Genomic DNA, 23,648 nt, shown 5'->3' with positions numbered 1-23,648 from the left:
AGCCGGCGCGGCCCTCTTTGTAAGTTTGTACAAATGCGGCCGCCACGCGCGGCGCGAGCGCGGGACAATCCGTGCATCGCATCAAGGAGGTGAACATGGAGCTGCGGCTGCATCTTCTCGATTCATTCCTGGCGCAGGGATCGGATGGCGGGACCTACAAGGTCCGCGCGTACGAACGCCTGGCGCCGGACGCGTCGCTGGCCGACGGCGAGCACTGGGAATCCACCGGCGTCACCGAGTACCGGCTGGACGACGGGCGGCTCGTCGACGCGCAGCCGGACGGCTCGATGCGCATCGCGCGCACGGGCGTGGCACTCACACCGCAAGGAACCGCATGAACGAAGGCCTGCTCGACAGGATCAAGCGCCTCGACGCCGAACGTCCCAACCTCCCGGGCGAACACTGGTTCGCACTGGCCGCCGGCCTGGGCCTGTGGCTCGCGACGCGGCGGCACCCCTCGCCGGCGGTCCGCGTGCTGGCCTCGCTGGCCGGCACGCTGCTGGTGGCCCGGGCCGCGACGGGCCGCGAAGTGCCGCAGCTCCTGCAACGGTTGCCGTTCAATGACAGGCACGACCGCCGGCGCGGGCTCGAGTGGCTCGGTTGAGCCAGCGATTCGCGTTGACAGGTCCGCACCGCTGAAATACGCTGGGCCGATGCCGGACCCGAACGCGCCCGTGGGCGCTGCTTTTCCTTCCGCCGAGGCCGAGGCCGCCCGCTATGCACTGTTGCGCCGCCTGGCGCCGTCGATGCGGCACCACCTGGTCGTGAACCTGCAGCCGATCGGCATGATCTACGAGGTGATGGAGCGCCGCCTGCGCGCGCCCGAGCCCGACCTCGCGCACGTCCACGACAGCGCCAGCAAGATCAACGGTTTCGCCAAGGCCGCGCTGAACTCCAGCCTGGACGTCGTGAGCTGGCTGGCACCCGATGACGCCGTGACGGTCGCGGTCGAGTCGGCGGTGCGCGAATGCGCCGGGCTGCTGGCGACCAGCCTGGGCTTCCGGGGCTATGCCCTGCGCAACGAGGTCACGCCGCTGGAAGGCGTGGTGCGGCGCTCGGGCATCCGTGCGGCGCTCAGCGGCGCGATCGTCCATGCGACCGACCATGCCGCGGCGCCGGCCGACCTGGAGATCACGGCCGCCAGCGAAGGCGCGTTCGCGCGCGTGTCCGTGCGCGTGGTGGCCTCCCGCGGTGAACGCGGCTTCGCGGGCGAGCCCAACTACCGCAAGCTGGCGTGGGGCGACCTGCAGGCGCTCGCGACCGCCGACGGCGTGCAGCTGTCGCGCGAGGGCGAGCGCATCGACCTGCGGCTGCCCTGGGTCCCGGCCGCCTGAGGACTCAGCGCGGCTCGAAACCGAGCTTCTTCATTGCCGCCGCGAGGGGCGCGCGGCTGGCTTCGTAGTCCTGCCAGGGCGTGTTGCCTTCGTCGAGCCGCTCGTGCACGGTGGGCACGCTCCAGTGGTTGCCGCCCTTGAGCGACATGAGCTCCTCCCAGCGGACCGGCACCGAGATGCCCAGCCCCGGCCGTGCGCGCGCCGACCAGGCGCACGCCGTGGTGGCGCCGTAGCCGTTGCGCAGGTAGTCGATGAAGATGCGGCCCACGCGGTTCTTCGCGCCGCTCTTGGCGACGAAGCGGTCCGGCAGCGTGCGCGCCATGTGCTGCACCACGGCCTGCGAGTAGTCCTTCACCGTGTCCCAGTCGAACTGCTTCTTCAAGGGCACCACGAGGTGCAGCCCCTTGCCGCCGCTGGTCTTGAGGAAGCACGGCAGGCCCAGCTCCTCCAGCATGGCGCGCACCAGTTGGGCGGCCTCCTGGATCTGCGGCCAGGCGACGCCTTCGCCGGGGTCGATGTCGAAGGTCATGCGGTCCGGCGTCTCGATCCTCGTCTTCACGCCGTTCCAGGTGTGGAACTCGATCACGTTCATCTGCGCCGCCGACAGTAGTCCCTCGGGCGTGGCGATCTCCAGCATGGCGGGGTGGCCGGGGAAGATCGCCGGATCCAGCTGCACCACGCCGGCCATCTTGTAGCGGTCCAGGTGCTTCTGGAAGAACAGCTGCCCCTCGATGCCGTCGGGCGCGCGCACCATGGCGATCGGCCGGCCCTTGAGGTGTTCCATCATCAGCGGCGCCACCAGCGCGTAGTAGCGCACCAGCTCGATCTTCGTGATGCCGCTCTGCGGGTCGACGACGCGCTCCGGATGGCTCACCCGCAGGTTCGCGGGCAGGGTGGTCGCGGCCGCTGGCGCCGACGCTTTCGCCGGCGCGGCCGGGGCCCCTGCCTTCCGCGCGCCGGCGCGTGGCTCCTTCGCCGGCGCGTCCTGCGGCGGCGCATGCACCACCGGTTCGCGGCCGATCTGCTGCGCGGGCTTGTCGGTCCGCAAGCCGTGGAACACGGAGTGGCGGATCTTGCCGTCGCGCGTCCACTCGCCGAACGAGACCTCGCAGACGAGCTCCGGCCGCACCCAGTGCGCCGCGCGCGGGATGCCGGTGCCGCCCTGGAACGGGCTGCGTTCCTGCGCGACCGCATCGAGCGCCTCGCGCAACTGGCGCAGGGTCGCTTCGTTGAAGCCGGTGCCGACGTTGCCCGCATAGCGCAGCTTGCCGTCGTCGCCGTGCACGCCCAGCAGCAGGGAGCCGAGGCCGGTGCGCGAACCTTGCGGGTCGGTCCAGCCGCCGATCACGAACTCCTGCCGCAGCTTGCATTTGAGCTTGATCCAGTCGCTGGAGCGGCGGCCGACGTAGGCGGAGTCGCGCCGCTTGGCGATCACGCCTTCCAGCCCCAGCCGGCAGGCGGAGTCGAGCATCTGCTTCGCCGGCACGTCGAACACTTCGCTGAAGCGCACGTTGGGATGCGGCTTGCGCTCCACGATGCGCTGCAGGACGGCCCGCCGCTCCACCAGCGGGACGTCGCGCAGGTCGTGGCCGGCGCAGAACGGCAGGTCGAAGAGGTAGAAGACGATCTGTTCGGTGCGGTGGCTGTCGAAGGCGCCCTGCAGGGCCTGGAAGTCCGCCGGCACGTCCTCGCCCGGCATGATGATCTCGCCGTCGTACCAGCCGTCGGGCAGGTCCATGCTGCGCAGCGCCTTCACCAGCCCGGCCAGGCGCGGCGTCCAGTCGTTGCCGTTGCGGGTGACCAGCTGGATGGCGCCGCCTTCCACGCGCGCGAGCATGCGGTAGCCGTCGAACTTGACTTCGAACAGCCAGTCCTGCGTGTCGGCCGGTGCTTCGTCGACGAGCACGGCCAGCTGCGGTTGCAGCGTCTCCGGCAGCGCGGCCGGCCGCGCGCCTTCGGGCGGCCCGGCGGGCGCAGCGGCCGTGGTCGCGATGTCAGGCGCATCGCCGGGCGCGGCGATCGCGGCGGGGCGGTCGGCGAGGGATTGCACGCTGTCGGGCATTTCGTCGACCACACTGTATTCGGTGTTGGGGCGGACGAAGGCGTCACGCTCCTTGATCAGCAGCCACGGGTCGGCCCGGCCTTCGCCGCGCCCCTTCATGCGCACGAGCGTCCACTTGCCGTGCAGCTTGTGCCCGCGCAGTTCGAACTTGAGCTTGCCCTCGCGGAACCCCTTGTGCGGATCCTCGAGCGGATGCCAGGTGCCCTTGTCCCAGATGATCACCTTGCCCGCGCCGTAGTTGCCGGCCGGGATGGTGCCTTCGAAGCGGTTGTAGGCGATGGGATGGTCCTCGGTGGGCATCGCCATGCGCTTGTCGTTGGGGTCGAAGCTGGGGCCCTTGGGAACGGCCCAGCTCTTCATCGTGCCTTCCAGCTCCAGCCGGAAGTCGTAGTGCAGCCGCGTGGCCCAGTGCTTCTGCACCACGAAGCTGCGCGCGTCCTCGTTCGCCTCGCCGCCTTCCGCCGGTTCCGGCGTGGCGTCGAAGTTGCGCTTGTCGCGATACGTCTTGAGGGCGCTCTTGTCGGCCATCGGCAAGCGGGACGGGCCGCAGCCCGTCCCCTGCGTCGTCAGGCGCCGCGGAACTGGTCGCGCAGGCGCTTCACTTCGTCGTGGTTGCGCTGCACGCCCTGCATCTGGCGCTCCACCACCGACCGCACGTTGGCCGGCAGGTTCTTCTGCAGCGCCTTGGTGTAGCGGGCCTTGGCGTTGTCCTCGCCGCGTTCGGCTTCCTCGAGCACCGCCTTGTCGTCGTAGGTGGTCAGCTTGGACTTGATCGACACCCAGCCGCGGTGCATGGCGCCCATCGCGCTGCCGCCGTCCTCCGGGCTGCCGCCGGACTGGCGCACCAGCTCGTTGAGCTCCTGCGCGCCGCGCCGGCAGTCGTCGGCCCGGCGCAGGAACATGGACTTCAGCTGAGGGTCCTTCGCCTGTTCGGCGCATTCGCGGAAGCCGTACTCGCCATCCTTGGAGCACTCGACCAGTTCCTTCAGCACGTCGAGCACGTCCGCACGGTCGCCGTCGTTGTTGCCGGACTGCTGCATCGCGCCGACCGCACCGGCCGCGCCCATGCCGGCCGCGGTGGTGCCCTGGCCGTAGCCGGTGCTGCCCGACATGCCGCCGCTGCCGAGGTTGCCGCGCACCTGTTCATCCGCGCGGCGCCAGGCCGCCTGCGAAGCATGGCTCGCGCGGTCCCAGTTCAGCGTGGAGTTGCCGCGCGTGCTGTCCCATTCGGAGGCGAGGCGGGGCTCGACCGAGGTCCACGGATCCTCGTAGCGCTGGCGGCCGCTCAGCCCCAGGCGGTAGGCCGGGCCGTAATCGTCGAAGGTGCGGCCGGACTCGTAGTACGGCTCCTTGTCGTAGTTGTCGCGCCAGAAGGCTTCTTCGGCCGTCGGGTTGATCGCTTCGCCCGCGGCCTTGCCGGCCAGTCCGCCGACGACGGCGCCGACCACGCCACCCACCGCCGCGCCCACCGGGCCGGCGATCGATCCCGCGGCCGCGCCGGCCACGGCGCCACCGGTCGCGCCCACGCCCGTGCCGATCGGGTGCGCACCCGGTTCGTCGGTGATGGGGTCACGGTTCATGTCTCGTTCTTCGCGTTCGTCAGCAGCCATGGCTTGCTCCTTGTAGTGGGTGGAAAGAGGGTTCCTCCGCATCTTGGGACGGTGGCCCAACCGCGCCGTGCGCCAATCACCCACAGCACGTGTAGGACGCGTCGTGCGCGGCGCGACGGCCCGCGCGTGGCTGAGCGCGCGCACAGGCGGACACAGCACCGTCCTACATGTCGGCCGCGGCGCGTGCCTCACGCTGTGCCCATCGGGTGAACCCCATGAAATACTCACTGCGCAAGACGCCCTCCCACCTCCACCTCACGTACAAGTACGGGGAGGCGAACGGCGGCCTCCTCGGCCGCAACCTCGTGCTCGAGGTGGACGGCGACGTCCTGACGCTGGAGGTCGACCTGTCGGGAAACCTGCTGGCCCGCAACAAGCAGTCGCCCTGGTACCTCGACGCGGTCAGCCTCTCCTCCAACTACCACAAGCTCAAGTCGCTGCAGTGCCCGGACAACCTGGTGCGCACGCGGCTGATCCGCGCGTGGGATGCCGTGGCGGACCCGAAGATGCGCATGCGCCTCGTGCTCAGCCCGCGCGGCCGCTACCTGTACGAGGTGGCGCCGCACTCGCTGTTCATGGGGGGCATCCAGCTCGACGTGCAGGCGTTCCTGGAAGACGAGTCCGAGACCACGCCCGCCGCCGGAACCGAAACCGACGCCGCGGCCCCTGCCGAAGCCGACCCCCACAGGAAACACGCATGACGCGATCGCCCCGACTCGCCCGCTGGCTCGCCAGCCTGGGCGCCGCCTCCCTGCTTGCGCTGTCCGCGCTGCCGGCCCACGCCGACTCCGCCGCGCTGCGCGCCCGGCATGCCGAGCTCTCCGAACAGCTGCGCAACAACAGCTTCGGCCGCCAGATGCACATCGATTCGGCGGAGAGCAGCAACACGCTGCAGGGCGACGTGTACGCCGTCCTCGACCATCCGTACGAGAAGGTGAAGCAGGCGCTGCAGGACCCCGCCGCCTGGTGCGACATCATGCTGCTGCCCTTCAACACGAAGGGCTGCCAGGCCAGCGGCAACCAGCTCGCGGTGCGCATCGCCCGCAAGCCCGACCAGCCGGTCGACCAGGCCTTCCCGATCGCGTTCAACTTCCAGAACGTGGCGGCAGGCGCGGACTTCCTCGAGGCGCGGCTGAACGCCGGCCAGGGACCGTTCGGCACGCGCGACTACCGCATCAGCGCCGAAGCGGTGCCGCTGGAGAACGGCAAGACCTTCATGCACATGCGCTACTCGTACGGCTTCGGCGGCGCCGGCCGCTTCGCCATGCAGGCCTACCTGGCGACCGCGGGCGCGAACAAGGTGGGGTTCACCACCAACGGCGTGCGCGGTGCGGTGGAGCGCAACGCGATGCGCTACTACCTGGCCATCGACGCCTACCTGGACACGATGGATGCGCCTGCCGCCCAGCGCGTGGAGCGCCGCATCAACAACTGGTTCAGCGGGACCGAACGCTACCCGAGGCAGCTGCGCGAGATGGACCGCGCCAGCTACGTCGCGCTGAAGCGGCAGGATTACGGGCGGGAGACGACGGCGGCGCGCTGAGCCGACGTCCAAAAAAAAAGGGCCGCGACGCGGCCCTTTTTCTTTCCATGCCCGGGATTCCCGCCCCCGCGGGAATGACGGACTTACTTCAGGCCTGCCGCTGCACGCAGCGCCTGTGCCTTGTCCGTCCGCTCCCAGGTGAACTCCGGCTCCTCGCGGCCGAAGTGGCCGTAGGCCGCGGTCTTCGAGTAGATCGGGCGCAGCAGGTCCAGCATCTGGATGATGCCCTTCGGGCGCAGGTCGAAGTATTCGTTGACCAGTTCGGCGATCCGGTGGTCGGGGATGACGCCGGTGCCTTCGGTGTAGACCGTCACGTTCATGGGGCGTGCCACGCCGATCGCGTAGGCCACCTGGATCTGGCACTGGCGCGCGATGCCGGCCGCGACGATGTTCTTGGCGACGTAGCGCGCGGCGTACGCGGCGGAGCGGTCCACCTTGGACGGGTCCTTGCCCGAGAAGGCACCGCCGCCGTGCGGGCAGGCGCCGCCGTAGGTGTCGACGATGATCTTGCGGCCGGTCAGGCCGCAGTCGCCCTGCGGGCCGCCGATGACGAAGCGGCCGGTCGGGTTGATCAGGAACTTGGTTTCCTTCAGCCACTCCTTGGGCAGCACCGGCTTGATGATCTCCTCGACCACCGCCTCGACGAAGGAGGCCTTCATCTTCGTGCCGTCGCTCTGTTCGGGACTGTGCTGCGAAGACAGCACCACCGTGTCGATGCTGTGCGGCTTGCCGTCGACGTAGCGCATCGTCACCTGGCTCTTGGCGTCCGGGCGCAGGAAGGGCAGGCGGCCGTCCTTGCGCAGCTGCGCCTGGCGCTCCACCAGGCGGTGCGCATAGTAGATCGGCGCCGGCATCAGCACCGGCGTCTCGTCGCAGGCGTAGCCGAACATGAGGCCCTGGTCGCCGGCGCCGGTGTTCAGGTGGTCGTCGGAGGCGTGGTCCACGCCCTGCGCGATGTCGTTCGACTGCTTGTCGTAGGCGACGAGCACCGCGCAGCCCTTGTAGTCGATGCCGTATTCGGTGTTGTCGTAGCCGATGCGCTTGATCGTGTCGCGGGCGACCTGGATGTAGTCGACGTGCGCGTTGGTGGTGATCTCCCCGGCGAGCACCACCAGGCCCGTGTTGGCCAGCGTTTCGGCGGCGACGCGGCTGCGCGGGTCCTGCGCGAAGATGGCGTCGAGGATCGCGTCCGAGACCTGGTCGGCCAGCTTGTCCGGGTGCCCTTCGGACACGGACTCGGAAGTGAAGAGGAAGTCGTTCGCCATTTGAATACACTCCGTCGGTCGATGGGAAGGCGCGTTGCCTTCCGCCGGAGCTCGGGCGAACGCTTTAGCAGTGGTGTTTAACGTCGCCCTGCAAGTAGTTCCGTAACTCGGCGACGCACCGATTCTAAACCGGGTGAAAAGACTCTTCCAACTCCTGGCCCGCTGGCCCCTGCCGCTCCTGCACAGCCTCGGCGCTGGCCTGGGCTGGCTCGCATATGCCCTGTCGCCCACCTACCGCCGGCGCTTCCTCGCCAACGCGGCGCAGGCCGGGTACGGCTTCGCCCAGGTGCGGCGCGCCGTCGCCGAAGCCGGGAAGATGGTCGCCGAGGTGCCTCCCCTCTGGTTCGGCGCGTTGCCGGACGTGCAGTGGGAGGGCGCGGAAAGCATCGCCGCCCTGCGCGCCCAGGGACGCGGCATCGTCTTCCTCACGCCACACCTGGGCTGCTTCGAGGTGACGGCGCAAGCGTACGCCCGGCGCTTCGGGCCGATCACCGTGCTGTACCGGCCGGCGCGCAAGCCCTGGCTGCGCGACCTGGTCGCCACGGCACGGGGCCGGCCCAACCTGGCCACGGCGCCGACCACGCTCTCCGGTGTACGGCAGATGCTGCGCGCGCTCAAGGCGGGCGAAGCCGTCGGCCTGCTGCCCGACCAGGTGCCGCCGCAGGGCCTGGGTGTCTGGGCGCCGTTCTTCGGCCGCGACGCCTACACGATGACGCTGCCGGCGCGCCTGGTGCAGCAGACCGGCGCGGCGCTGCTGCTCGCCTGGGGCGAACGGCTGCCGGCCGGCCGCGGCTTCCGCGTGCACGTGCAGCGCTTCGACGACGAGCTGCCGCGCGACCCGCAGCAGGCCGCCGCCCGGGTGAATGCCGCGATGGAGGGCCTGGTTCGCGCGGGGGCGCAGCAGTACCTGTGGGGCTATGCGCGCTACAAGCAGCCGCGCCAGGAGGCCCTCGCATGATCAGCCGGCTGGGCATCCTGTTCATGCGCGCCATCGCGCCGCTGCCGCTCGCCTGGGTGCGCGCGCTCGGGCATGGACTCGGCGTCGCGCTGTACGTGCTGGTCTGGAAGCGGCGCGAGGTGGTCGACGTGAACCTGCGCCTGTGCTTCCCGCACTGGACGGAGGCTCGGCGCCGCCAGGTCGGGCGCGAGGTGTTCGTCTTCGTGGCGCAGTCCTGGCTGGACCGAGCCTGGCTGTGGCACGCCGACCCCGAGGTGGTGCGGCGGCGCCTGGTGCTCACCGGGGCGCTGCACGAGCTGGAGGGCACCGAACCCACCATCATCTTCGCCCCGCACTTCGTCGGGCTCGATGCCGGCGTCACGGCGATCCTGCAGCAGCAGTCGCGGCCGATGACCGGCATCTATACGCGGCAGACCAACGCCATCGTCGACGCCTGGGTGCTCAAGGGACGCCACCGCTTCGGCGCCGCCAAGCCGGTGACGCGGGCCGAAGGCGTGCGCGGCCTGGTCGCGGCCCTGCGCGCGGGCGAGCTGCTGTACCTGCTGCCGGACATGAACTTCGGTCCGGAGGAGTCCATCTTCGTGCCCTTCTACGGCGTGCAGGCGGCGACGGTGCCCTCGCTCTCGCGCTTCGCCCGCCTGGGCCGGGCCAAGGTGGTGCCGGTCGTCACGCGGATGACGCCGACGGGCTACGAGGTGCGGGTGCTGGACGCGTGGGCCGGCTTCCCGACGCAGGACGTCGAGGCGGACACGGCCCTGATGAACGAGCGGCTGCAGGGCTACATCGACGCCATGCCGGCGCAGTACTACTGGGTCCACAAGCGCTTCAAGACGCGCCCGCCCGGCGAGCCCGGCGTCTACTGACCGAGGAAGGCGGCGAGGCGCCGGGCGACGAGCTGCGGCTGCTCGTGGACGATCCAGTGCGAAGCGCCGGGCACCTTCTCCAGCGTGAGGTCGCGCACGTAGCCGTCCAGGCCGTCCAGCAGTTCCGGCAGCAGCGCCGGGTCTTCCATCGCCCACAGCACCAGGGTCGGGATGTCCACGGTCAGCATCTCGCGCGGCAGCGTGACGGCACTGGCCCCCGGATCCTCCGCGGTCGCGGGCCGCAGGGGCGATGCGCGGTAGTAGTTGAGGCCGCCGGTGAGGCTGCGGTCCCACACGTCGCGGTACTTCGCGCGCACCTCGTCGGTCAGCCAGGCGGCGTCGCCCCAGCTGGTGAGGAACTTCCAGAGGCGCCGGTAGCCGTCCTCGCGCAGCAGCGCCTCGGCATCCGGCCGCACGAGGAAGTTCATGTACTGGCTGGCTTGCTGTTGCGCCGGGCTGGACTGCAGCGCGCGCAGGAAGGTGCCGGGGTGCGGGGAGTTGATGATCGCGAGCCGGCGCGCCAGGCCCGGCTGCTGGTTGGCGAAGTTCCAGGCGACCGCGCCGCCCCAGTCGTGCGCCACGAGGCAGGCGAGCGGCGCGCCTTCGGCCTGCGCCAGCGCCGCGATGTCCTGCACCAGGTGCTTGGGCCGGTACATGGCCACCTCCGCCGGCTGCGAGGAAGCTTCGTAGCCGCGCAGGTTGGGCGCCACGCACCGGTAGCCCCCGTTCTCCGGCCGGGCGAAATATTCGAGCAGTTCGTCCCACACGAAGGCGGCTTCGGGAAAGCCGTGCAGGAAGAGGAGCACCGGCCGCCCGCGCTCCCCGGCGCCGCGGCAGCTGAGGGTGATGCCGTGGGGGAGGGCTTGCTGCCAGGTGCTGACGGTCATGGGGGTGCTTCGGGATGGGTCCACTGCCAGAGGAGCAGCGAGGCTTCCTCCACGCCCTTTTTCTTGAGGGCGGAGAACAGTCTGACCTCGCCGCCGCCGGTCTGCAGTCGCGCGATGGACAGCGCCTTGGTCTGCTCCTCGCGGTTGAGCTTGTCGGCCTTGGTCAGCAGCACGAGGAACTTCAGGCCCTGCTCCACGCGCGGGCGGATCACTTCCAGCAGGATGTCGTCGAGTTCCGTCAGGCCGTGGCGCGGGTCGACCAGCATGACCACGCCCCGCAGCGACTCGCGCGTCATCAGGTAGTTGGCCATCACCTCCTGCCAGCGGAACTTGTCGGCCTTGGGCACCGCCGCATAGCCGTAGCCCGGCAGGTCGGCCAGCACGGCATCGGTCACGCCCTGCTTGCCCAGGGAGAACAGGTTGATCGCCTGGGTGCGGCCGGGCGTCTTCGACGCGAACGCCAGGCGTTTCTGCTGCGTCAGCGTGTTGATGCAGGTCGACTTGCCGGCGTTGGAGCGGCCGACGAAGGCGATCTCCGGCACGCCCGGCTCCGGCAGGTGTTCCAGCCGCGGCGCGGTGGTGAGGAAGCGGGCGGTGTGCAGCCAGGCGACGGCCTGCTTCGCATCGGCCGCGGAGGCGGGCGGGGCCGCGCGCGGCGAGGCAGGGGGCGGTGTGCCCGTGGGGGAGGTCATGGCGGCGGGGAGTGGGCAGGGAGGGGCATTGTAGAATCCCGTGGTTTTGCGCCCAACGAATCCAATCACCGTGATCAAGACGCCCGCTTCCCTGCTGCTGGCCGCCGTGCTGGCCGCGTTCGCGCTTTCGACCTCGGCCCAGCAGAACGCTGCGCCGGCCGCACCCGCAGCGCCTGCCGCCACCGCCGCCGCTCCCGGCGCTTCGGGCCTGACCGTGGCCCCGCCCGCGCCGGTCGCCGGGACCCCGGGCCCCGCCGCCGCCACGCCGGCGCCCGCCGCCCCCGCGGCGCAGGCGGCGCCCACGGGCAAGCCGGACATCGCCGCTGGCGACGCGAAATACACCGCCGTGTGCGCGGCCTGCCACGGCGCCGGCGGCAACTCCGGCACGCCCGCAAATCCGCGCCTGTCGCAGCAGCACCCCGAATACATCGTCAAGCAGTTGCAGGAGTTCAAGAACGGCAAGCGCCCGAACCCCATCATGCAGGGCTTCGCCGCGCAGCTGACCGACCAGGACATGAAGAACATCGCCGCCTACCTGGTGTCGCAGAAGGCCAAGCCCGGCTTCGCGAAGGACAAGGAACTGGTGATGCTCGGCGAGAAGATCTACCGCGGCGGCCTGCAGGGCCGCGAGCTGCCGGCCTGCGCCGGCTGCCACAGCCCCAACGGTGCCGGCATCCCCGCCCAGTACCCGCGCCTGTCCGGCCAGCACGCCGACTACACCGCCAGCCAGCTGGTCGCCTTCCGCGACGGCATCCGCAAGAACAGCCCGGTGATGTCGCAGATCTCCGCCAAGATGAGCGACCGTGAAATCCGCGCGGTTTCGGACTACATCGCCGGCCTGCGCTGACCGCGTTCCTGTTGAACTAACCGCCGTACAAGCACACTAACCAAGGCGGGCTCCTCGCAGGAGGGCCCGCCTTTTCACATCTGGAGCCCATGAACACGACGACCGCCGGCCCGCGCCCGGGCAACGACGCCCCGCACACCCTGCGCGGTGTCGTGGAGCTCGTGTCCTCCATGCGGTTCGCCATCGCGCTGCTGACGGTCATCTGCATCGCCTCCGTGATCGGCACCGTGCTGAAGCAGCAGGAGCCCGTCACCAACTACGTGAACCAGTTCGGGCCGTTCTGGGCGGAGCTGTTCATGGCGATCCGCCTGAACACCGTCTACAGCGCCTGGTGGTTCCTGCTGATCCTCGCCTTCCTGGTGGTGAGCACCTCGCTGTGCATCGCCCGCAACACGCCCAAGATCCTGGCCGACCTGAAGTCGTACAAGGAAAACATCCGCGAGAACAGCCTGCTCGCCTTCCACCACCGTGCCGAGGCGCAGCTGGCCGGGTCGCCCGCCGACGAGGCGCAGCGCGTGGGGCAGGCGCTGGCCCAGGGCGGTTGGAAGGTGCGGCTGCAGCAGCGCGGCGAGGCCTGGATGGTGGCCGCCAAGGCCGGTGGCGTGAACAAGGTCGGTTACCTCGCCGCCCACAGCGCGATCGTGCTGGTCTGCCTGGGCGGCCTGCTCGATGGCGACCTGATCGTGCGCGCGCAGATGTGGCTGGGCGGCAAGGAGGTCTACGCCGGCGGCGGGATGATCTCGGAAGTGCCCGCGCAGCACCGGCTGTCGGCCAGCAACCCGACCTTCCGGGGCAACCTGCTGGTGGCCGAGGGCACGCAGTCTTCGACGGCGATCCTGAACCAGTCGGGCGGCATCGTGCTGCAGGAACTGCCCTTCGCCATCGAGCTGAAGAAGTTCATCGTGGAGTACTACTCCACCGGCATGCCGAAGCTGTTCGCCAGCGAGATCGTGATCCACGACCGCGAAACGGGCGAGAAGGTCCCCGCGCGCGTGGAGGTGAACCACCCGGCGCGCCACCGCGGCATCGAGATCTACCAATCGAGCTTCGACGATGGCGGCTCCTCGGTGAAGCTCAAGGCCGTGCCCCTGGACGGCAGCGGCAAGACCTTCGAGGTCGAGGGCACCATCGGCGGCTCGACGGCGCTCACGCGCGGGCAGGGCAGCGGCGCGGACCGCATGAGCCTCGAATACACGGGCCTGCGCGTGATCAACGTCGAGAACATCGCGGACGCCAACGGCGGCGGCGCGGTGGACCCGCGCAAGGTCGACCTGCGCTCCAGCCTCGACGAGCGCCTGGGCGCCGCCAACAAGACGACCACCAGGAAGAACCTGCGCAACGTCGGCCCCAGCATCACCTACAAGCTGCGCGACGCCGCCGGCCAGGCGCGCGAGTTCCACAACTACATGCTGCCGGTCGACCTCGGCGAAGGCGTCCCGCTGTTCCTCATGGGGATGCGCGACACGCCGGCGGAGAGCTTCCGCTACCTGCGCGTGCCGGCCGACGAGAACGGCGCGATGGACGGCTTCCTCCGCCTGCGCGCCGCGCTTTCCGACACGGCGCTGCGCGAGCAGGCGGTGCGCAACTACGCGCGCCAGGCCACCGACCCGGCGCGGCCCGAGCTCGCGCAGCAGCTGACGGCGTCCACGTCGCGGGCGCTGGCCCTGTTCGCGGGGGCCGACGCCGCCCCCGGCAAGCCCGCGGGTGGCCTGCAGGCGGTCTCCGATTTCCTCGAAGCCAACGTGCCGGAAGGCGAACGGGCCCGCGCCGGCGAGGTGCTGGTGCGCATCCTGAACGGCGCCCTGTTCGAACTGGTCCAACTGAGCCGGGAACGCGCGGGCCTGCAGCCGCTGCCGCGCGACGACCGCACCCAGGCGTTCATGTCGCTGGCCGTGCTGGCGCTGAGCGACGTGCACGCCTACCCGGCGCCCATGGCTTTCGCCCTGCAGGACTTCAAGCAGGTGCAGGCGAGCGTGTTCCAGGTCACCCGTTCGCCGGGCCGGCTGATCGTGTACGTCGGCTGCGCCTTGCTGATCCTGGGGATTTTCGCCATGCTGTATGTTCGGGAGCGCCGGCTCTGGGTGTGGCTCAGCCCCGGCGCGCAGGGCTCGCAGGCGCGCATGGCCCTGTCCACCAACCGCAAGCTGATGGACGTCGACCGTGAATTCCAGCGCCTGAAGGACCGGCTGCTCGGAGACAAGCGATGAATACCGCCACCACCACCCACCAGACCATCACCCTCCACGAGGGCTTCTTCAGCCGGCGCAACGCGTTCGACTGGATCTTCGCGCTCGTCGTCGCCGCCGGTGGGCTCTATGCCTTCGCGCAGTACTCGCAGTACATGGACGTCTACGAGAAGGGCATCCTCGTCGGGGCGGTGCCGGCGACCATCTGGCTGGGATGGTTCTGGCGGCCGCTGCGCGTGCTGATGCTGGCGGTCGCCGCCTTCTCGCTGCTCGGGATCGCGTCGTACCAGGGGCAGCTCGCCCGCGCCGACAGCGTCTTCTGGCTCAAGTACTTCCTCTCCAGCCAGTCCGCCATCCTCTGGATGAGCGTGCTCTTCGTCATGAGCACCGCGTTCTACTGGTTCGGCATGTTCGCGCGCGGCCAGGCCGCCACGATGGAGGCGATCGGCTCCAAGCTCGCCTGGGTCGCCGTCGGCATGGCGCTGATCGGCACCATGGTGCGCTGGTACGAGAGCTACCTGCTCGGGCCGGACATCGGCCACATCCCGGTCAGCAACCTGTACGAAGTGTTCGTCCTGTTCTGCTGGATGACCACCGCGTTCTACCTGTACTTCGAGGAGCAGTACGGCACGCGCTCCATCGGCGCCTTCGTGATGCTGGTGGTCAGCGCCGCGGTCGGCTTCCTGGTGTGGTATTCCGTGGCGCGCGAAGCCCACGAGATCCAGCCGCTGGTGCCCGCCCTCAAGAGCTGGTGGATGAAGCTGCACGTGCCCGCCAACTTCGTGGGCTACGGCACCTTCGCCCTGGCCGCGATGGTGGCTTTTGCCTACCTCGTGAAGCAGCAGGCCGAGGAGACGCGCTGGTGGAAGCTCGCGCCGCTGTGGCTGCTGGGCGTGGTGCTCTGCTTCGAGCCGGTGGTGTTCCGCAAGAGCGCCGAAGGCAGCAGCGGCTATTGGGCTGCCTACATCGGCGTGTCGGCCCTGATCGTCGGCGGCATCCTGTTCGCCCGCCGCCGCATCGCCGAGCGCCTGCCGCCGCTGGAAGTGCTCGACGACGTCATGTACAAGTCGATCGCGGTCGGCTTCGCCTTCTTCACCATCGCCACCGTGCTGGGCGCCCTGTGGGCGGCCGAAGCGTGGGGCGGCTACTGGAGCTGGGACCCGAAGGAGACCTGGGCGCTGATCGTCTGGCTGAACTACGCGGCCTGGCTGCACATGCGCCTGATGAAGGGGCTGCGCGGCACGGTGTCCGCCTGGTGGGCGCTGGTCGGCCTGGCGGTTACCACCTTCGCCTTCCTCGGCGTGAACATGTTCCTGTCCGGGCTGCACAGCTACGGCGAGCTGTAACTTCCGGGGCCGTCCCGGCGAATGGCATCCAGAACCACCCGGCGTGCGTATCCACTCCGGCGTCACTGAAAAGGAACCGACATGCTGATCCGCACCGGCCGCGATGGCTTCCAGCACCCGATAGCGAGCGAGATCACGCCGCGCGCGGTCTATGAAGACCGCCGCCGGCTCCTGAAGTGGATGGCCACCGGCGTGGCCGGCGCCGGCCTGGCGACCTGGGCGCAGCGCGAGGCGCTGGCGCAGCAGGTGCAGCGGCCCGGCAAGAACGCGGCGATGACCGTGGTGCGCTCCACGATCCCGGGCGGCGTCACCATGGAGAAGCTCACCGAGTACAAGGACGCGGCGAGCTACAACAACTTCTACGAGTTCGGCACCGACAAGGCCGACCCGGCGCAGAACGCCCACACGCTGAAGACGACGCCATGGACCGTCGAAGTCGAAGGCATGGTGAAGAAGCCGGGCAAGATCGGCCTCGAAGACCTGGTGAAGCTGAGCGCGCAGGAAGAGCGGATCTACCGCCTGCGCTGCGTGGAGGGCTGGTCGATGGTGGTGCCGTGGGTGGGCTATTCCATGTCGCACCTGATCAACCGCGTCGAGCCGCTGGGCAGCGCGAAGTTCGTCGAGTTCGTGACGCTGGCGGACAAGGCCACGATGCCCTATGTGGGCTCGCGCGTTCTCGACTGGCCCTATGTCGAGGGCCTGCGCATGGACGAAGCCATGCACCCGCTCACGCTGCTCACCTTCGGCATGTACGGCGAGGTCCTGCCCAAGCAGAACGGCGCGCCGGTGCGCCTGGTGGTGCCGTGGAAGTACGGTTTCAAGAGCGGCAAGAGCATCGTCAAGATCCGCTTCACCGACCAGATGCCGAAGACCGCGTGGAACAAGGCCGCGGCCAACGAGTACGGCTTCTACTCGAACGTCAATCCCAACGTCGACCACCCGCGCTGGTCGCAGGCGACCGAGCGCCGCATCGGCGAGGACGGCCTGTTCGCCAAGAAGCGCAAGACGCTGATGTTCAACGGCTACGAAGCGCAGGTCGGCCAGCTGTACGCCGGGATGGACCTCAAGAAGAACTACTGAGATGGTGCCGGCGCGCGCGCTGCTGCACCCGGCCGCCAAGCCGCTGGTGTTCGTGCTCTCCCTGCTGCCGTTCGCCTGGCTGTTCTACGCGGCGTTCACCGACAACCTCGGCGCGAATCCCGCCGAGTCCCTGATCCGGTCCACCGGCGACTGGACGCTGCGCTTCCTGTGCATCACGCTGGCCGTCACGCCCTTGCGCGTGCTGGCCAACCTGCCGACGCTGCAGCGCTTCCGCCGCATGCTCGGGCTCTTCACCTTCTTCTACGCCGTGCTGCACCTGCTCGGGTACGCGGTGTTCGACCAGGGGCTGGACGTCGCGGAGATCGCGAAGGACATCGCCAAGCGGCCCTTCATCCTGGTGGGCTTCAGCGCCTTGGTGCTGCTGGTGCCGCTGGCCGCCACGTCCTTCAACCGCGCCGTCAAGGCGATGGGCGTGAAGCGCTGGCAGGCGCTGCACAAGGCGGTGTACGTGATCGCGCCGCTCGCCATCCTGCATTTCTTCTGGATGCGCGCGGGCAAGAACGATTTCGCCGAGGTGGCGCTGTATGCGGCCATCCTCGGCGTGCTGCTCGGATGGCGCGTCTGGCACAAGCGGCGCGGCGCGGCCCCCGGCCGCACCGCCACCGCTTCAAGGTAGCAGCTTCTCCCGGCGCAGCTGGTCCGCGGTGTCCTCGCGCTCGCGGATCACGTGCATGGCTGCCCCGTCCACCAGCACTTCGGCCGGGCGTCCCCGCGTGTTGTAGTTGCTGGCCATGCTCATGCAATAGGCGCCGGCGGAGAGCACGGCCAGCAGGTGACCCGGTTGCACCGCCAGGCTGCGGTCGCGGGCGATCCAGTCGCCGCTCTCGCACACCGGCCCGACCACGTCGTAGCTGCTCGCAGTCGCTTCGCTGGCCGTCACCGGCACGACCGCGTGGTAAGCCTGGTACATCGCCGGCCGCGGCAGGTCGTTCATCGCGGCGTCGACGATGCAGAAGTTCTTCTGCTCGCCGGGCTTGAGGTACAGCACTTCGGTCACGCAGACGCCGGCATTGCCCACGAGGGAGCGGCCGGGCTCGGCCATCAGCTGGCGCTGGCCGTAGCCGCGTGCATCGAGCAGTTCCAGTAACTGCTTCCACAGGGCGTCCGCCGCGGGCGGCTGCTCGCCGTTGTAGCTGATGCCGAGACCGCCGCCGAAGTCGATGTGGGCCAGCGGGATGCCCGCGGATTCCACGGCGGCCACGAGGTCCAGGATCCGCTCCATCGCGTCCATGTACGGGCCGGCCTCCGTGATCTGCGAGCCGATGTGGCAATCGATGCCGACCACGCGGATGCCGGGCAGGGACGCGGCGTGGCGGTACACGCGCAGCGCGTCGCGGTGCGCGATGCCGAACTTGTTGCCCTTGAGGCCCGTGGAGATGTACGGGTGGGTCTTCGGGTCGACGTCGGGGTTCACGCGCAGGCTCACCGGCGCCTTCGTGCCGGCCTCCTGCGCCACCTCGCTGAGCACGTCGAGTTCCGCTTCGCTCTCCACGTTGAAGCAGTGGATGCCGGCGTCGAGCGCACGACGCATTTCGCGGCGGGTCTTGCCCACGCCGGAGAAGATGATGTCCGCGGGACGGCCGCCGGCGGCCAGCACGCGTTCGAGTTCGCCGCCCGACACGATGTCGAAGCCGCAGCCGGCGCGCGCGAACACCTGCAGCACGCCCAGCGAGGAGTTCGCCTTCAGCGCATAGAACACCTTCGCCTGGCGGCCCGCGAACCCGCGCTGGTAGGCCGCCAGCGCGGCCAGCATGGAGGCCTTGGAGTAGAGGAACAGCGGCGTGCCGTGCGCGCGCGCCGCGTCGGCGATGCGCACGTCCTCGACGTAAAGCTCGTTGCCGCGGTAGTGGACGTGCGGCGCGCCGGGGAGGGGCCGGGCGGCGTTCATGGCGTGCGCACCGGTGCGGCGGTGCCGGTGGGGGGCGTGGCCGCGGCCGGCGCCGAACTCGCGTTCGCGGGTGCCGCTGCGCGGGAGGGCGACAGCGTCTGCGGCAGCGTGGCGCGGCCGGCCGCCTCTTCGCCCGTGGGCAGGTAGAGCGGGCCGCGCTGGCCGCAGCCGGCGAGCAGCAGGCCGGCGAGGGCGGTGCTGACTAGAATTTGGGATACACGCATCTGGAAATTGTAATGACCGACCTCGAATACCTCGACCGGGCCGAAGCCCTGCTGGCCAGCGTCGAGGCGGGCTGCGACCGGATCAACGAAAGCACGGATGCGGACGTGGACAACCAGCGCGTCGGCGGCATGGTCACGCTCACCTTCGAGGACGGCAGCCAGATCATCGTCAACCTGCAGAAGCCGCTGCAGGAAGTCTGGATGGCCGCCCGCGCCGGCGGCTTCCACTACCGGTTCGACGGCACGGCGTGGCGGGACACCAAGTCGGGCAACGAGTTCTTCGCCGACCTGGGCCGCTATGCCAGCGAGCAGGCGAAGCGCCCGCTCGCCTTCAGTTCCTGAACAGGTCCAGGATGCTGCGGCGCTCGTCGGGCGCCGCCTGCACCGGGGCGGGCGCGGCGGCCGCGGGCGGCCTGCCGTCGGAGTTCATCAGGCTCGGGTCGCCGGGAACGCCGGGCGCCTGTTCGCCGGAGGACCCCCGGGGGCGTCCACCCTCCGCGCCGGCCGCGCCGTTCAGGTCGCCGGAGAGGCCGAGGCTCCCCACGCCGTTGCCCCGCGCGTATTCCTCGTAGAACCACTCGCCGCCCACATTGACGACGCCCTCGGGCGCCGCCGGTTCCATCACCGGCACGCCCTTGAGCGCCGTCTCCATGAAGGAGATCCAGACCGGCAGGCTCAGGCCGCCGCCCGTTTCGCGGTCGCCCAGCGAACGCGGCGTGTCGTAGCCCATCCAGACCACCGCCACCAGCGTGGGGTGGAAGCCGTTGAACCAGGTGTCGATGGCGTCGTTGGTCGTTCCGGTCTTGCCGTACAGGTCCGGGCGCTTCAGGTCGCGCTGCGCGCGTGCCGCAGTGCCGGACCGCGTGATCTCCTGCATCAGCCGGTTCATCACGAAGGCGTTGCGGGCGTCGATGGCGCGCATGGACTCGTTCAGCAGCGGCGGCTGGCTCTCCACCAGCGCCTTGCCCTTCTGGTCGGTGATGCGCGTGATCAGCCAGGGGTTCACGCGATAGCCGCCGTTGGCGAACACCGCGTAGCCGGTGGCCACCTGCATGGGCGTCACGGAGCCGGCGCCCAGCGCCATGGTGAGGTAGGGCGGATGCTTCTCGGGCTCGAAGCCGAAGCGCGCGATCCAGTCCTGCGCGTTCTGCGGTCCCACGGCCTGCAGGATGCGGATCGACACCATGTTCTTCGACTTGGCCAGCGCCGTGTGCAGAGGCATCGGGCCTTCGAACTTGCCGTCGTAGTTCTTGGGTTCCCACGGCTGGCCGCCGGTCACGCCGGCGTCGAAGAAGAGGGGGCTGTCGGCCACGATCGTCGAGGGGCCGAAGCCCTTCTCCAGCGCGGCGGAGTAGATGAACGGCTTGAAGCCGGATCCCGGCTGGCGCCAGGCCTGCGTGACGTGGTTGAACTTGTTCTTGTTGAAATCGAAGCCGCCGACCATGGCGCGGATCGCGCCGTCGCGGGGGTCGAGCGCCACGAAGGCGCCTTCCACCTCGGGCAGCTGGGTGATCTCCCAGGTGTCCTTGGGCGTCTTCATCACGCGGATCACGGCACCGCGGCGGATCTTGATCTTGGGCGTGGCCTTGTCGGAGAGGCCGGACTGCGCCGCCCGCAGGCCCTCGCCGACGATCTCGAAACGGTCGCCGCTGGAGCGGACCGCCACGATCTTCTTGGGCGACACCTCCAGCACGACGGCCGCCAGGACGTCGCCGTTGTCCGGGTGCTCGGCCAGCGTGTCGTCGATCGCGTCCTCCAGCTCCTTGGGGTTGGAGGGAAGGTCGACGAAGCGCTCCGGCCCGCGGTAGATCTGGCGCTTCTCGTAGTCCATGATGCCCTTGCGCAGGGCCTTGTACGCGGCCTCCTGGTCCGTCGACTTGACCGTGGTGAACACGTTCAGCCCGCGGGTGTAGGTCTCGTCGCCGTACTGGGCGTACACCAGCTGGCGCACGGTTTCCGCGATGTACTCGGCCCGCACCGGCATCGCCTGCAGGCCGGAGCGCACCCGCAATTCCTGCTTCTTGGCGGCGGCGGCTTCCTCGGCCGTGATGAAACCGTTTTCCTCCATCCGTTCGATGATGTACAGCTGCCGCGAGCGCGCGCGGGTGGGATTGGAGATGGGGTTGTAGGCCGACGGGGCCTTCGGCAGCCCCGCCAGCATCGCCGCCTCGGCGATGGTCAGGTCCTTCATCGGCTTGCCGAAGTAGGCGTCCGAGGCCGCCGCGAAGCCATAGGCGCGGTTGCCCAGGAAGATCTGGTTCATGTAGATCTCGAGGATCTGGTCCTTCGTCAGCAGGTGCTCCAGCTTGAAGGTGAGGAGCACCTCGTACAGCTTGCGGGTGAAGGTCTTCTCGGACGAGAGGTAGACGTTGCGCGCCACCTGCATGGTGATGGTGGAGGCGCCCTGGCTCTTGACGCGCCCGAGGTTGGCAACCGCGGCGCGCACCAGGCCCTTGTAGTCGACGCCGTGGTGCGAATAGAAGCGGGCGTCCTCGATCGCCAGCACCGCGTTCTTCATGACGGCGGGGATCTCGTTGATGGGGGTGAGGTTGCGCCGTTCCTCCCCGAATTCGCCGATCAGGACGCCGTCGGCGCTGTACACGCGCAGCGGCAGCTTGGGCCGGTAGTCCGACAGGTCGGTGATGTCGGGCAGGTTGGGATACGCCACCGCCAGGGCGACGCCGGCGATGGTGACGGCGACGGCCGCCAGCGCGAAGGCGATGCCGAAGGTCCAGCCGAAGAACTTCAGCAGGAAGCGTTGCCAGAAGGGGCGCGTCGCGCGGGGGCCGGGAGCGTCGTGAGAAGGATCGGAAGCCATAAAACTCCATCGGGCGTCCCGGAGCGCGCCCATTATAGAAATGCATTGCTCTGAGCCGACCGGTGGGCGCCCGGTTCCGTGACGTGCGTCGGATGGCTGTTGCGCGGGACTTAAGCCGCCGGAGTATGGCAGCTCACCGCGTCGGCTTTTGACAACGGGATTGGAGTCCCTTTCTGGAAATTCCTTTGTGCGACAAGGATGTTACGGCTAGCATTGAAGTGGAATCTTAAGTTCGTTACGCCTTGACACGAGGCGTCTCAGGAGATGGGTTTGATCTCAATCGGCTCTCTGTTTGGCAGCAAGTCCGCCCCCCTTCTGGGCCTGGACATCAGTTCGTCCAGCGTCAAGCTGGTGGAGCTGGGGCTGGCCAAGAATGGCGGCTACATCCTTGAACGTTGCGCCATCGAGCCGCTCGAGCGCGGCTGGATCACGGACGGCAACGTCGAGAAATTCGACGAGGTGGCGGAAGCCATGCGCCGGGTGGTGAAGAAAAGCGGCACCCGCACGCGCAACGTGGCGATGGCCTTGCCGGCTTCGGCGGTGATCACCAAGAAGATCATCCTGCCGGGCGGCATGACGGACGCGGAACTGGAGGTCCAGGTCGAATCCGAGGCCAACCAGTACATCCCGTTCTCGCTCGACGAGGTGAGCCTCGACTTCTGCGTGGTCGGCCCCAGTCCGACGTCGCAGGGTGACGTGGAGGTGCTGATCGCCGCGTCCCGCAAGGAAAAGGTGCAGGACCGCCAGGGCCTGGCCGAAGCCGCGGGCCTGAAGCCGATCATCATCGACGTCGAGTCGTATGCCTCCCGCCTGGCCGCCGGCCGGCTGATCGGCGGCCTGCCGGACGAGGGCAAGGACCGCATGGTCGCCCTGTTCGAGGTCGGTGCCTCCACCACCAGCATGCAGGTGATCCGCAACGACGAAGTCCTGTACGACCGCGACCAGGCTTTCGGCGGCGCCCAGCTCACGCAGCTGATCGTGCGCCAGTACGGCTTCTCCGCCGAGGAAGCGGAAAGCAAGAAGCGCAGCGGCGAACTGCCGGAAGACTACGAAGCCGGCGTGCTGCGCCCGTTCGTGGACAGCATGGCGCAGGAAGTCGCCCGCGCGCTGCAGTTCTTCTTCACCAGCACGCCGCACAACCGCGTCGACCACATCATGGTCGCCGGCGGGTCGGCCGCGCTGCCCGGCCTGAGCGATGCCATCACCGCCCAGACCACGTTCCCCTGTGCCCTGGCGGATCCCTTCCAGGGCATGCAGTTCGGCGACAACGTCCGCGAAAAGAAGGTCCGCCGCGAAGCGCCGTCGTACCTGACTTCCTGCGGCCTCGCCATGCGGAGGTTCCTGCAGTGATCCTGATCAACCTGTTGCCGCACCGCGAGGCGGCACGCAAGCTGCGCCGCGAGATGTTCTACGCGGGGCTCGGCGCCTCCGCGGTGACCGGTGCCGTCATCGCCGGCGGCATCTGGCTCTGGTACGGGGCGCAGATCTCCAACCAGCAGGCGCGCAACGAAGTCCTGTCGGCCGAGATCAAGAAGCTCGACGCGCAGATCAAGGACATCGCCACGCTGCAGGCGGAGATCGCCTCCCTGCGGGCGCGCCAGCAGGCGGTCGAGGACCTGCAGGCCGACCGCAACATGCCCGTGCACCTGCTCAACGAGATCGTGCGGCTGCTGCCCGACGGCGTGTACGTGAACAGCCTCAAGCAGAGCGGCGACACCGTGGCGCTGATCGGCACGGCCCAATCCAACGAGCGCGTGTCCGAACTGCTGCGCAACCTCGCGAGCGGCAGCCCGTGGATGACCAAGCCGGAGCTGATCGAGATCGTGGCCGGCTCCGTGGCGCTGAGCTCGAAGGACCAGCGCCGCGTCGCGAATTTCCGCGTGACGGTCAAGATGCTGCGCGCTTCCGAGGCCCAGAAGGCGGCCGCAGCCGCGAGCGCCGCGGCCAGCGCGACGGCCCTCGTTCCGGCCGCGGCGCCCGCTGCGGCGGCTCCCGTCGCCGCGACGCCGGCTCCGTCGACGACG

The 23,648-nt window shown here is 69.4% G+C and carries 22 protein-coding genes and 1 pseudogene; 15 read left to right on the top strand and 8 right to left on the bottom strand.

Features of this window, described 5'->3' with window-relative positions; all coding sequences use genetic code 11:
• Window positions 1-71 precede the first annotated feature (71 nt).
• Genes IM787_RS02230 through IM787_RS02220 form a run of 3 tightly spaced genes read left to right on the top strand, consistent with a single transcriptional unit; the run spans window position 72 to window position 1,334 of the window.
• Complete coding sequence (locus IM787_RS02230) at window positions 72-338, top strand: hypothetical protein (RefSeq protein ID WP_193674995.1); 267 nt, start codon at window positions 72-74, stop codon at window positions 336-338.
• Window positions 335-604: a hypothetical protein gene (locus IM787_RS02225; RefSeq protein ID WP_193674994.1), complete on the top strand. Its 270-nt coding sequence runs from the start codon at window positions 335-337 to the stop codon at window positions 602-604. The genes IM787_RS02230 and IM787_RS02225 overlap by 4 nt, the downstream gene beginning before the upstream one ends.
• 49 nt (window positions 605-653) lie before the next feature.
• Window positions 654-1,334, top strand: a complete 681-nt coding sequence (locus tag IM787_RS02220; protein WP_193674993.1) for a hypothetical protein — start codon at window positions 654-656, stop codon at window positions 1,332-1,334.
• 4 nt (window positions 1,335-1,338) lie between these two features.
• On the opposite strand, the gene ligD is transcribed toward IM787_RS02220, so the two are convergent.
• Both ligD and IM787_RS02210 read right to left on the bottom strand, forming a co-directional pair.
• Window positions 1,339-3,924, bottom strand: coding sequence for a DNA ligase D (ligD, locus tag IM787_RS02215; protein WP_193674992.1), 2,586 nt, complete (start codon window positions 3,922-3,924; stop codon window positions 1,339-1,341).
• Between the two features lie 38 nt (window positions 3,925-3,962).
• Window positions 3,963-4,976: a PA2169 family four-helix-bundle protein gene (locus tag IM787_RS02210; RefSeq protein WP_227494039.1), complete on the bottom strand. Its 1,014-nt coding sequence runs from the start codon at window positions 4,974-4,976 to the stop codon at window positions 3,963-3,965.
• A gap of 245 nt (window positions 4,977-5,221) precedes the next feature.
• Between IM787_RS02210 and IM787_RS02205 the strand changes: the two genes are divergently transcribed.
• Window positions 5,222-5,707, top strand: a complete 486-nt coding sequence (locus tag IM787_RS02205) for a hypothetical protein (protein WP_193674990.1) — start codon at window positions 5,222-5,224, stop codon at window positions 5,705-5,707.
• Entirely contained in the window at window positions 5,704-6,549 is an 846-nt protein-coding gene (locus tag IM787_RS02200; protein ID WP_193674989.1) for a hypothetical protein, read from the top strand. The genes IM787_RS02205 and IM787_RS02200 overlap by 4 nt, the downstream gene beginning before the upstream one ends.
• A gap of 83 nt (window positions 6,550-6,632) precedes the next feature.
• Here IM787_RS02200 and metK read toward each other — a convergent pair whose 3' ends face one another.
• Window positions 6,633-7,814: a methionine adenosyltransferase gene (gene metK / locus IM787_RS02195; protein ID WP_193674988.1), complete on the bottom strand. Its 1,182-nt coding sequence runs from the start codon at window positions 7,812-7,814 to the stop codon at window positions 6,633-6,635.
• 133 nt (window positions 7,815-7,947) lie between these two features.
• On the opposite strand from metK, the gene IM787_RS02190 reads away from it, so the two are divergent.
• Together IM787_RS02190 and IM787_RS02185 are read left to right on the top strand one after the other, a co-directional pair.
• The gene (locus IM787_RS02190) at window positions 7,948-8,772 is read left to right on the top strand and encodes a lysophospholipid acyltransferase family protein (RefSeq protein ID WP_193674987.1); all 825 of its coding nucleotides are present in this window, start codon (window positions 7,948-7,950) and stop codon (window positions 8,770-8,772) included.
• Entirely contained in the window at window positions 8,769-9,635 is an 867-nt protein-coding gene (locus IM787_RS02185) for an LpxL/LpxP family acyltransferase (RefSeq protein ID WP_193674986.1), read from the top strand. Before IM787_RS02190 ends, IM787_RS02185 begins: the two co-directional genes overlap by 4 nt.
• Here IM787_RS02185 and IM787_RS02180 read toward each other — a convergent pair.
• Window positions 9,629-10,522 carry an alpha/beta fold hydrolase gene (locus tag IM787_RS02180; protein WP_193674985.1) on the bottom strand — a complete coding sequence of 298 codons (894 nt, stop codon included), beginning with the start codon at window positions 10,520-10,522 and terminating at the stop codon, window positions 9,629-9,631. The two genes, IM787_RS02185 and IM787_RS02180, sit on opposite strands and share 7 nt — an antisense overlap.
• Window positions 10,519-11,214: a ribosome biogenesis GTP-binding protein YihA/YsxC gene (gene yihA / locus IM787_RS02175; RefSeq protein ID WP_193674984.1), complete on the bottom strand. Its 696-nt coding sequence runs from the start codon at window positions 11,212-11,214 to the stop codon at window positions 10,519-10,521. Before yihA ends, IM787_RS02180 begins: the two co-directional genes overlap by 4 nt.
• Window positions 11,215-11,422: 208 nt before the next feature.
• On the opposite strand from yihA, the gene IM787_RS02170 reads away from it, so the two are divergent.
• The 5 genes from IM787_RS02170 (at window position 11,423) to msrQ (ending at window position 17,310) form a co-directional block, all read left to right on the top strand.
• Entirely contained in the window at window positions 11,423-12,061 is a 639-nt protein-coding gene (locus tag IM787_RS02170; protein WP_227494088.1) for a c-type cytochrome, read from the top strand.
• Between the two features lie 89 nt (window positions 12,062-12,150).
• Entirely contained in the window at window positions 12,151-14,268 is a 2,118-nt protein-coding gene (locus IM787_RS02165) for a cytochrome c biogenesis protein ResB (RefSeq protein WP_193674983.1), read from the top strand.
• Entirely contained in the window at window positions 14,265-15,593 is a 1,329-nt protein-coding gene (gene ccsB / locus IM787_RS02160) for a c-type cytochrome biogenesis protein CcsB (RefSeq protein ID WP_193674982.1), read from the top strand. The genes IM787_RS02165 and ccsB overlap by 4 nt, the downstream gene beginning before the upstream one ends.
• Before the next feature lie 81 nt (window positions 15,594-15,674).
• The gene (gene msrP / locus IM787_RS02155) at window positions 15,675-16,673 is read left to right on the top strand and encodes a protein-methionine-sulfoxide reductase catalytic subunit MsrP (protein ID WP_193674981.1); all 999 of its coding nucleotides are present in this window, start codon (window positions 15,675-15,677) and stop codon (window positions 16,671-16,673) included.
• A 1-nt stretch (window position 16,674) separates the two neighbouring features.
• Window positions 16,675-17,310, top strand: coding sequence for a protein-methionine-sulfoxide reductase heme-binding subunit MsrQ (msrQ, locus tag IM787_RS02150; RefSeq protein WP_193674980.1), 636 nt, complete (start codon window positions 16,675-16,677; stop codon window positions 17,308-17,310).
• On the opposite strand, the gene lysA is transcribed toward msrQ, so the two are convergent.
• Together lysA and lptM are read right to left on the bottom strand one after the other, a co-directional pair.
• Entirely contained in the window at window positions 17,302-18,582 is a 1,281-nt protein-coding gene (gene lysA, locus IM787_RS02145; protein WP_193674979.1) for a diaminopimelate decarboxylase, read from the bottom strand. The genes msrQ and lysA overlap by 9 nt on opposite strands.
• On the bottom strand, window positions 18,579-18,806 hold the full coding sequence (lptM, locus tag IM787_RS02140; protein ID WP_193674978.1) for an LPS translocon maturation chaperone LptM: 228 nt from the start codon (window positions 18,804-18,806) through the stop codon (window positions 18,579-18,581). The genes lysA and lptM overlap by 4 nt, the downstream gene beginning before the upstream one ends.
• A gap of 12 nt (window positions 18,807-18,818) precedes the next feature.
• On the opposite strand from lptM, the gene cyaY reads away from it, so the two are divergent.
• Window positions 18,819-19,148, top strand: a complete 330-nt coding sequence (gene cyaY / locus IM787_RS02135) for an iron donor protein CyaY (protein ID WP_193674977.1) — start codon at window positions 18,819-18,821, stop codon at window positions 19,146-19,148.
• Here cyaY and IM787_RS02130 read toward each other — a convergent pair.
• Window positions 19,138-21,624, bottom strand: a complete 2,487-nt coding sequence (locus IM787_RS02130) for a penicillin-binding protein 1A (RefSeq protein ID WP_193674976.1) — start codon at window positions 21,622-21,624, stop codon at window positions 19,138-19,140. The two genes, cyaY and IM787_RS02130, sit on opposite strands and share 11 nt — an antisense overlap.
• Window positions 21,625-21,894: 270 nt before the next feature.
• Between IM787_RS02130 and IM787_RS02125 the strand changes: the two genes are divergently transcribed.
• Together IM787_RS02125 and IM787_RS02120 are read left to right on the top strand one after the other, a co-directional pair.
• Window positions 21,895-22,974 (top strand): pilus assembly protein PilM, encoded by a 1,080-nt coding sequence (locus IM787_RS02125; RefSeq protein WP_193675497.1) that lies wholly within the window; start codon window positions 21,895-21,897, stop codon window positions 22,972-22,974.
• Window positions 22,971-23,576 (top strand): annotated as a pseudogene (locus IM787_RS02120) (PilN domain-containing protein); the annotation flags it as partial. The gene IM787_RS02125 and the pseudogene IM787_RS02120, both read left to right, overlap by 4 nt.
• Between the last annotated feature and the right edge of the window lie 72 nt (window positions 23,577-23,648).

The sequence above is a fragment of the Ramlibacter pallidus genome (genome assembly GCF_015070875.1).
Classification (GTDB): domain Bacteria; phylum Pseudomonadota; class Gammaproteobacteria; order Burkholderiales; family Burkholderiaceae_C; genus Ramlibacter; species Ramlibacter pallidus.
Note: the sequence above shows the minus strand (reverse complement) of the source record. Positions and strands in the feature narration are given on the sequence as shown.

Bases quoted from the DNA above. Each gene is read 5' to 3' on its own strand.
- ccsB (WP_193674982.1), top strand. From the start codon at position 14,265: ATGAATACCGCCACCACCACCCACCAGACCATCACCCTCCACGAGGGC.
- msrP (WP_193674981.1), top strand. From the start codon at position 15,675: ATGCTGATCCGCACCGGCCGCGATGGCTTCCAGCACCCGATAGCGAGC.
- IM787_RS02225 (WP_193674994.1), top strand. From the start codon at position 335: ATGAACGAAGGCCTGCTCGACAGGATCAAGCGCCTCGACGCCGAACGT.
- yihA (WP_193674984.1), bottom strand. From the start codon at position 11,214: ATGACCTCCCCCACGGGCACACCGCCCCCTGCCTCGCCGCGCGCGGCC.
- IM787_RS02130 (WP_193674976.1), bottom strand. From the start codon at position 21,624: ATGGCTTCCGATCCTTCTCACGACGCTCCCGGCCCCCGCGCGACGCGC.
- IM787_RS02165 (WP_193674983.1), top strand. From the start codon at position 12,151: ATGAACACGACGACCGCCGGCCCGCGCCCGGGCAACGACGCCCCGCAC.
- metK (WP_193674988.1), bottom strand. From the start codon at position 7,814: ATGGCGAACGACTTCCTCTTCACTTCCGAGTCCGTGTCCGAAGGGCAC.
- cyaY (WP_193674977.1), top strand. From the start codon at position 18,819: ATGACCGACCTCGAATACCTCGACCGGGCCGAAGCCCTGCTGGCCAGC.
- ligD (WP_193674992.1), bottom strand. From the start codon at position 3,924: ATGGCCGACAAGAGCGCCCTCAAGACGTATCGCGACAAGCGCAACTTC.
- IM787_RS02205 (WP_193674990.1), top strand. From the start codon at position 5,222: ATGAAATACTCACTGCGCAAGACGCCCTCCCACCTCCACCTCACGTAC.
- lptM (WP_193674978.1), bottom strand. From the start codon at position 18,806: ATGCGTGTATCCCAAATTCTAGTCAGCACCGCCCTCGCCGGCCTGCTG.
- IM787_RS02220 (WP_193674993.1), top strand. From the start codon at position 654: ATGCCGGACCCGAACGCGCCCGTGGGCGCTGCTTTTCCTTCCGCCGAG.
- IM787_RS02185 (WP_193674986.1), top strand. From the start codon at position 8,769: ATGATCAGCCGGCTGGGCATCCTGTTCATGCGCGCCATCGCGCCGCTG.
- IM787_RS02180 (WP_193674985.1), bottom strand. From the start codon at position 10,522: ATGACCGTCAGCACCTGGCAGCAAGCCCTCCCCCACGGCATCACCCTC.
- lysA (WP_193674979.1), bottom strand. From the start codon at position 18,582: ATGAACGCCGCCCGGCCCCTCCCCGGCGCGCCGCACGTCCACTACCGC.
- IM787_RS02210 (WP_227494039.1), bottom strand. From the start codon at position 4,976: ATGAACCGTGACCCCATCACCGACGAACCGGGTGCGCACCCGATCGGC.
- msrQ (WP_193674980.1), top strand. From the start codon at position 16,675: ATGGTGCCGGCGCGCGCGCTGCTGCACCCGGCCGCCAAGCCGCTGGTG.
- IM787_RS02200 (WP_193674989.1), top strand. From the start codon at position 5,704: ATGACGCGATCGCCCCGACTCGCCCGCTGGCTCGCCAGCCTGGGCGCC.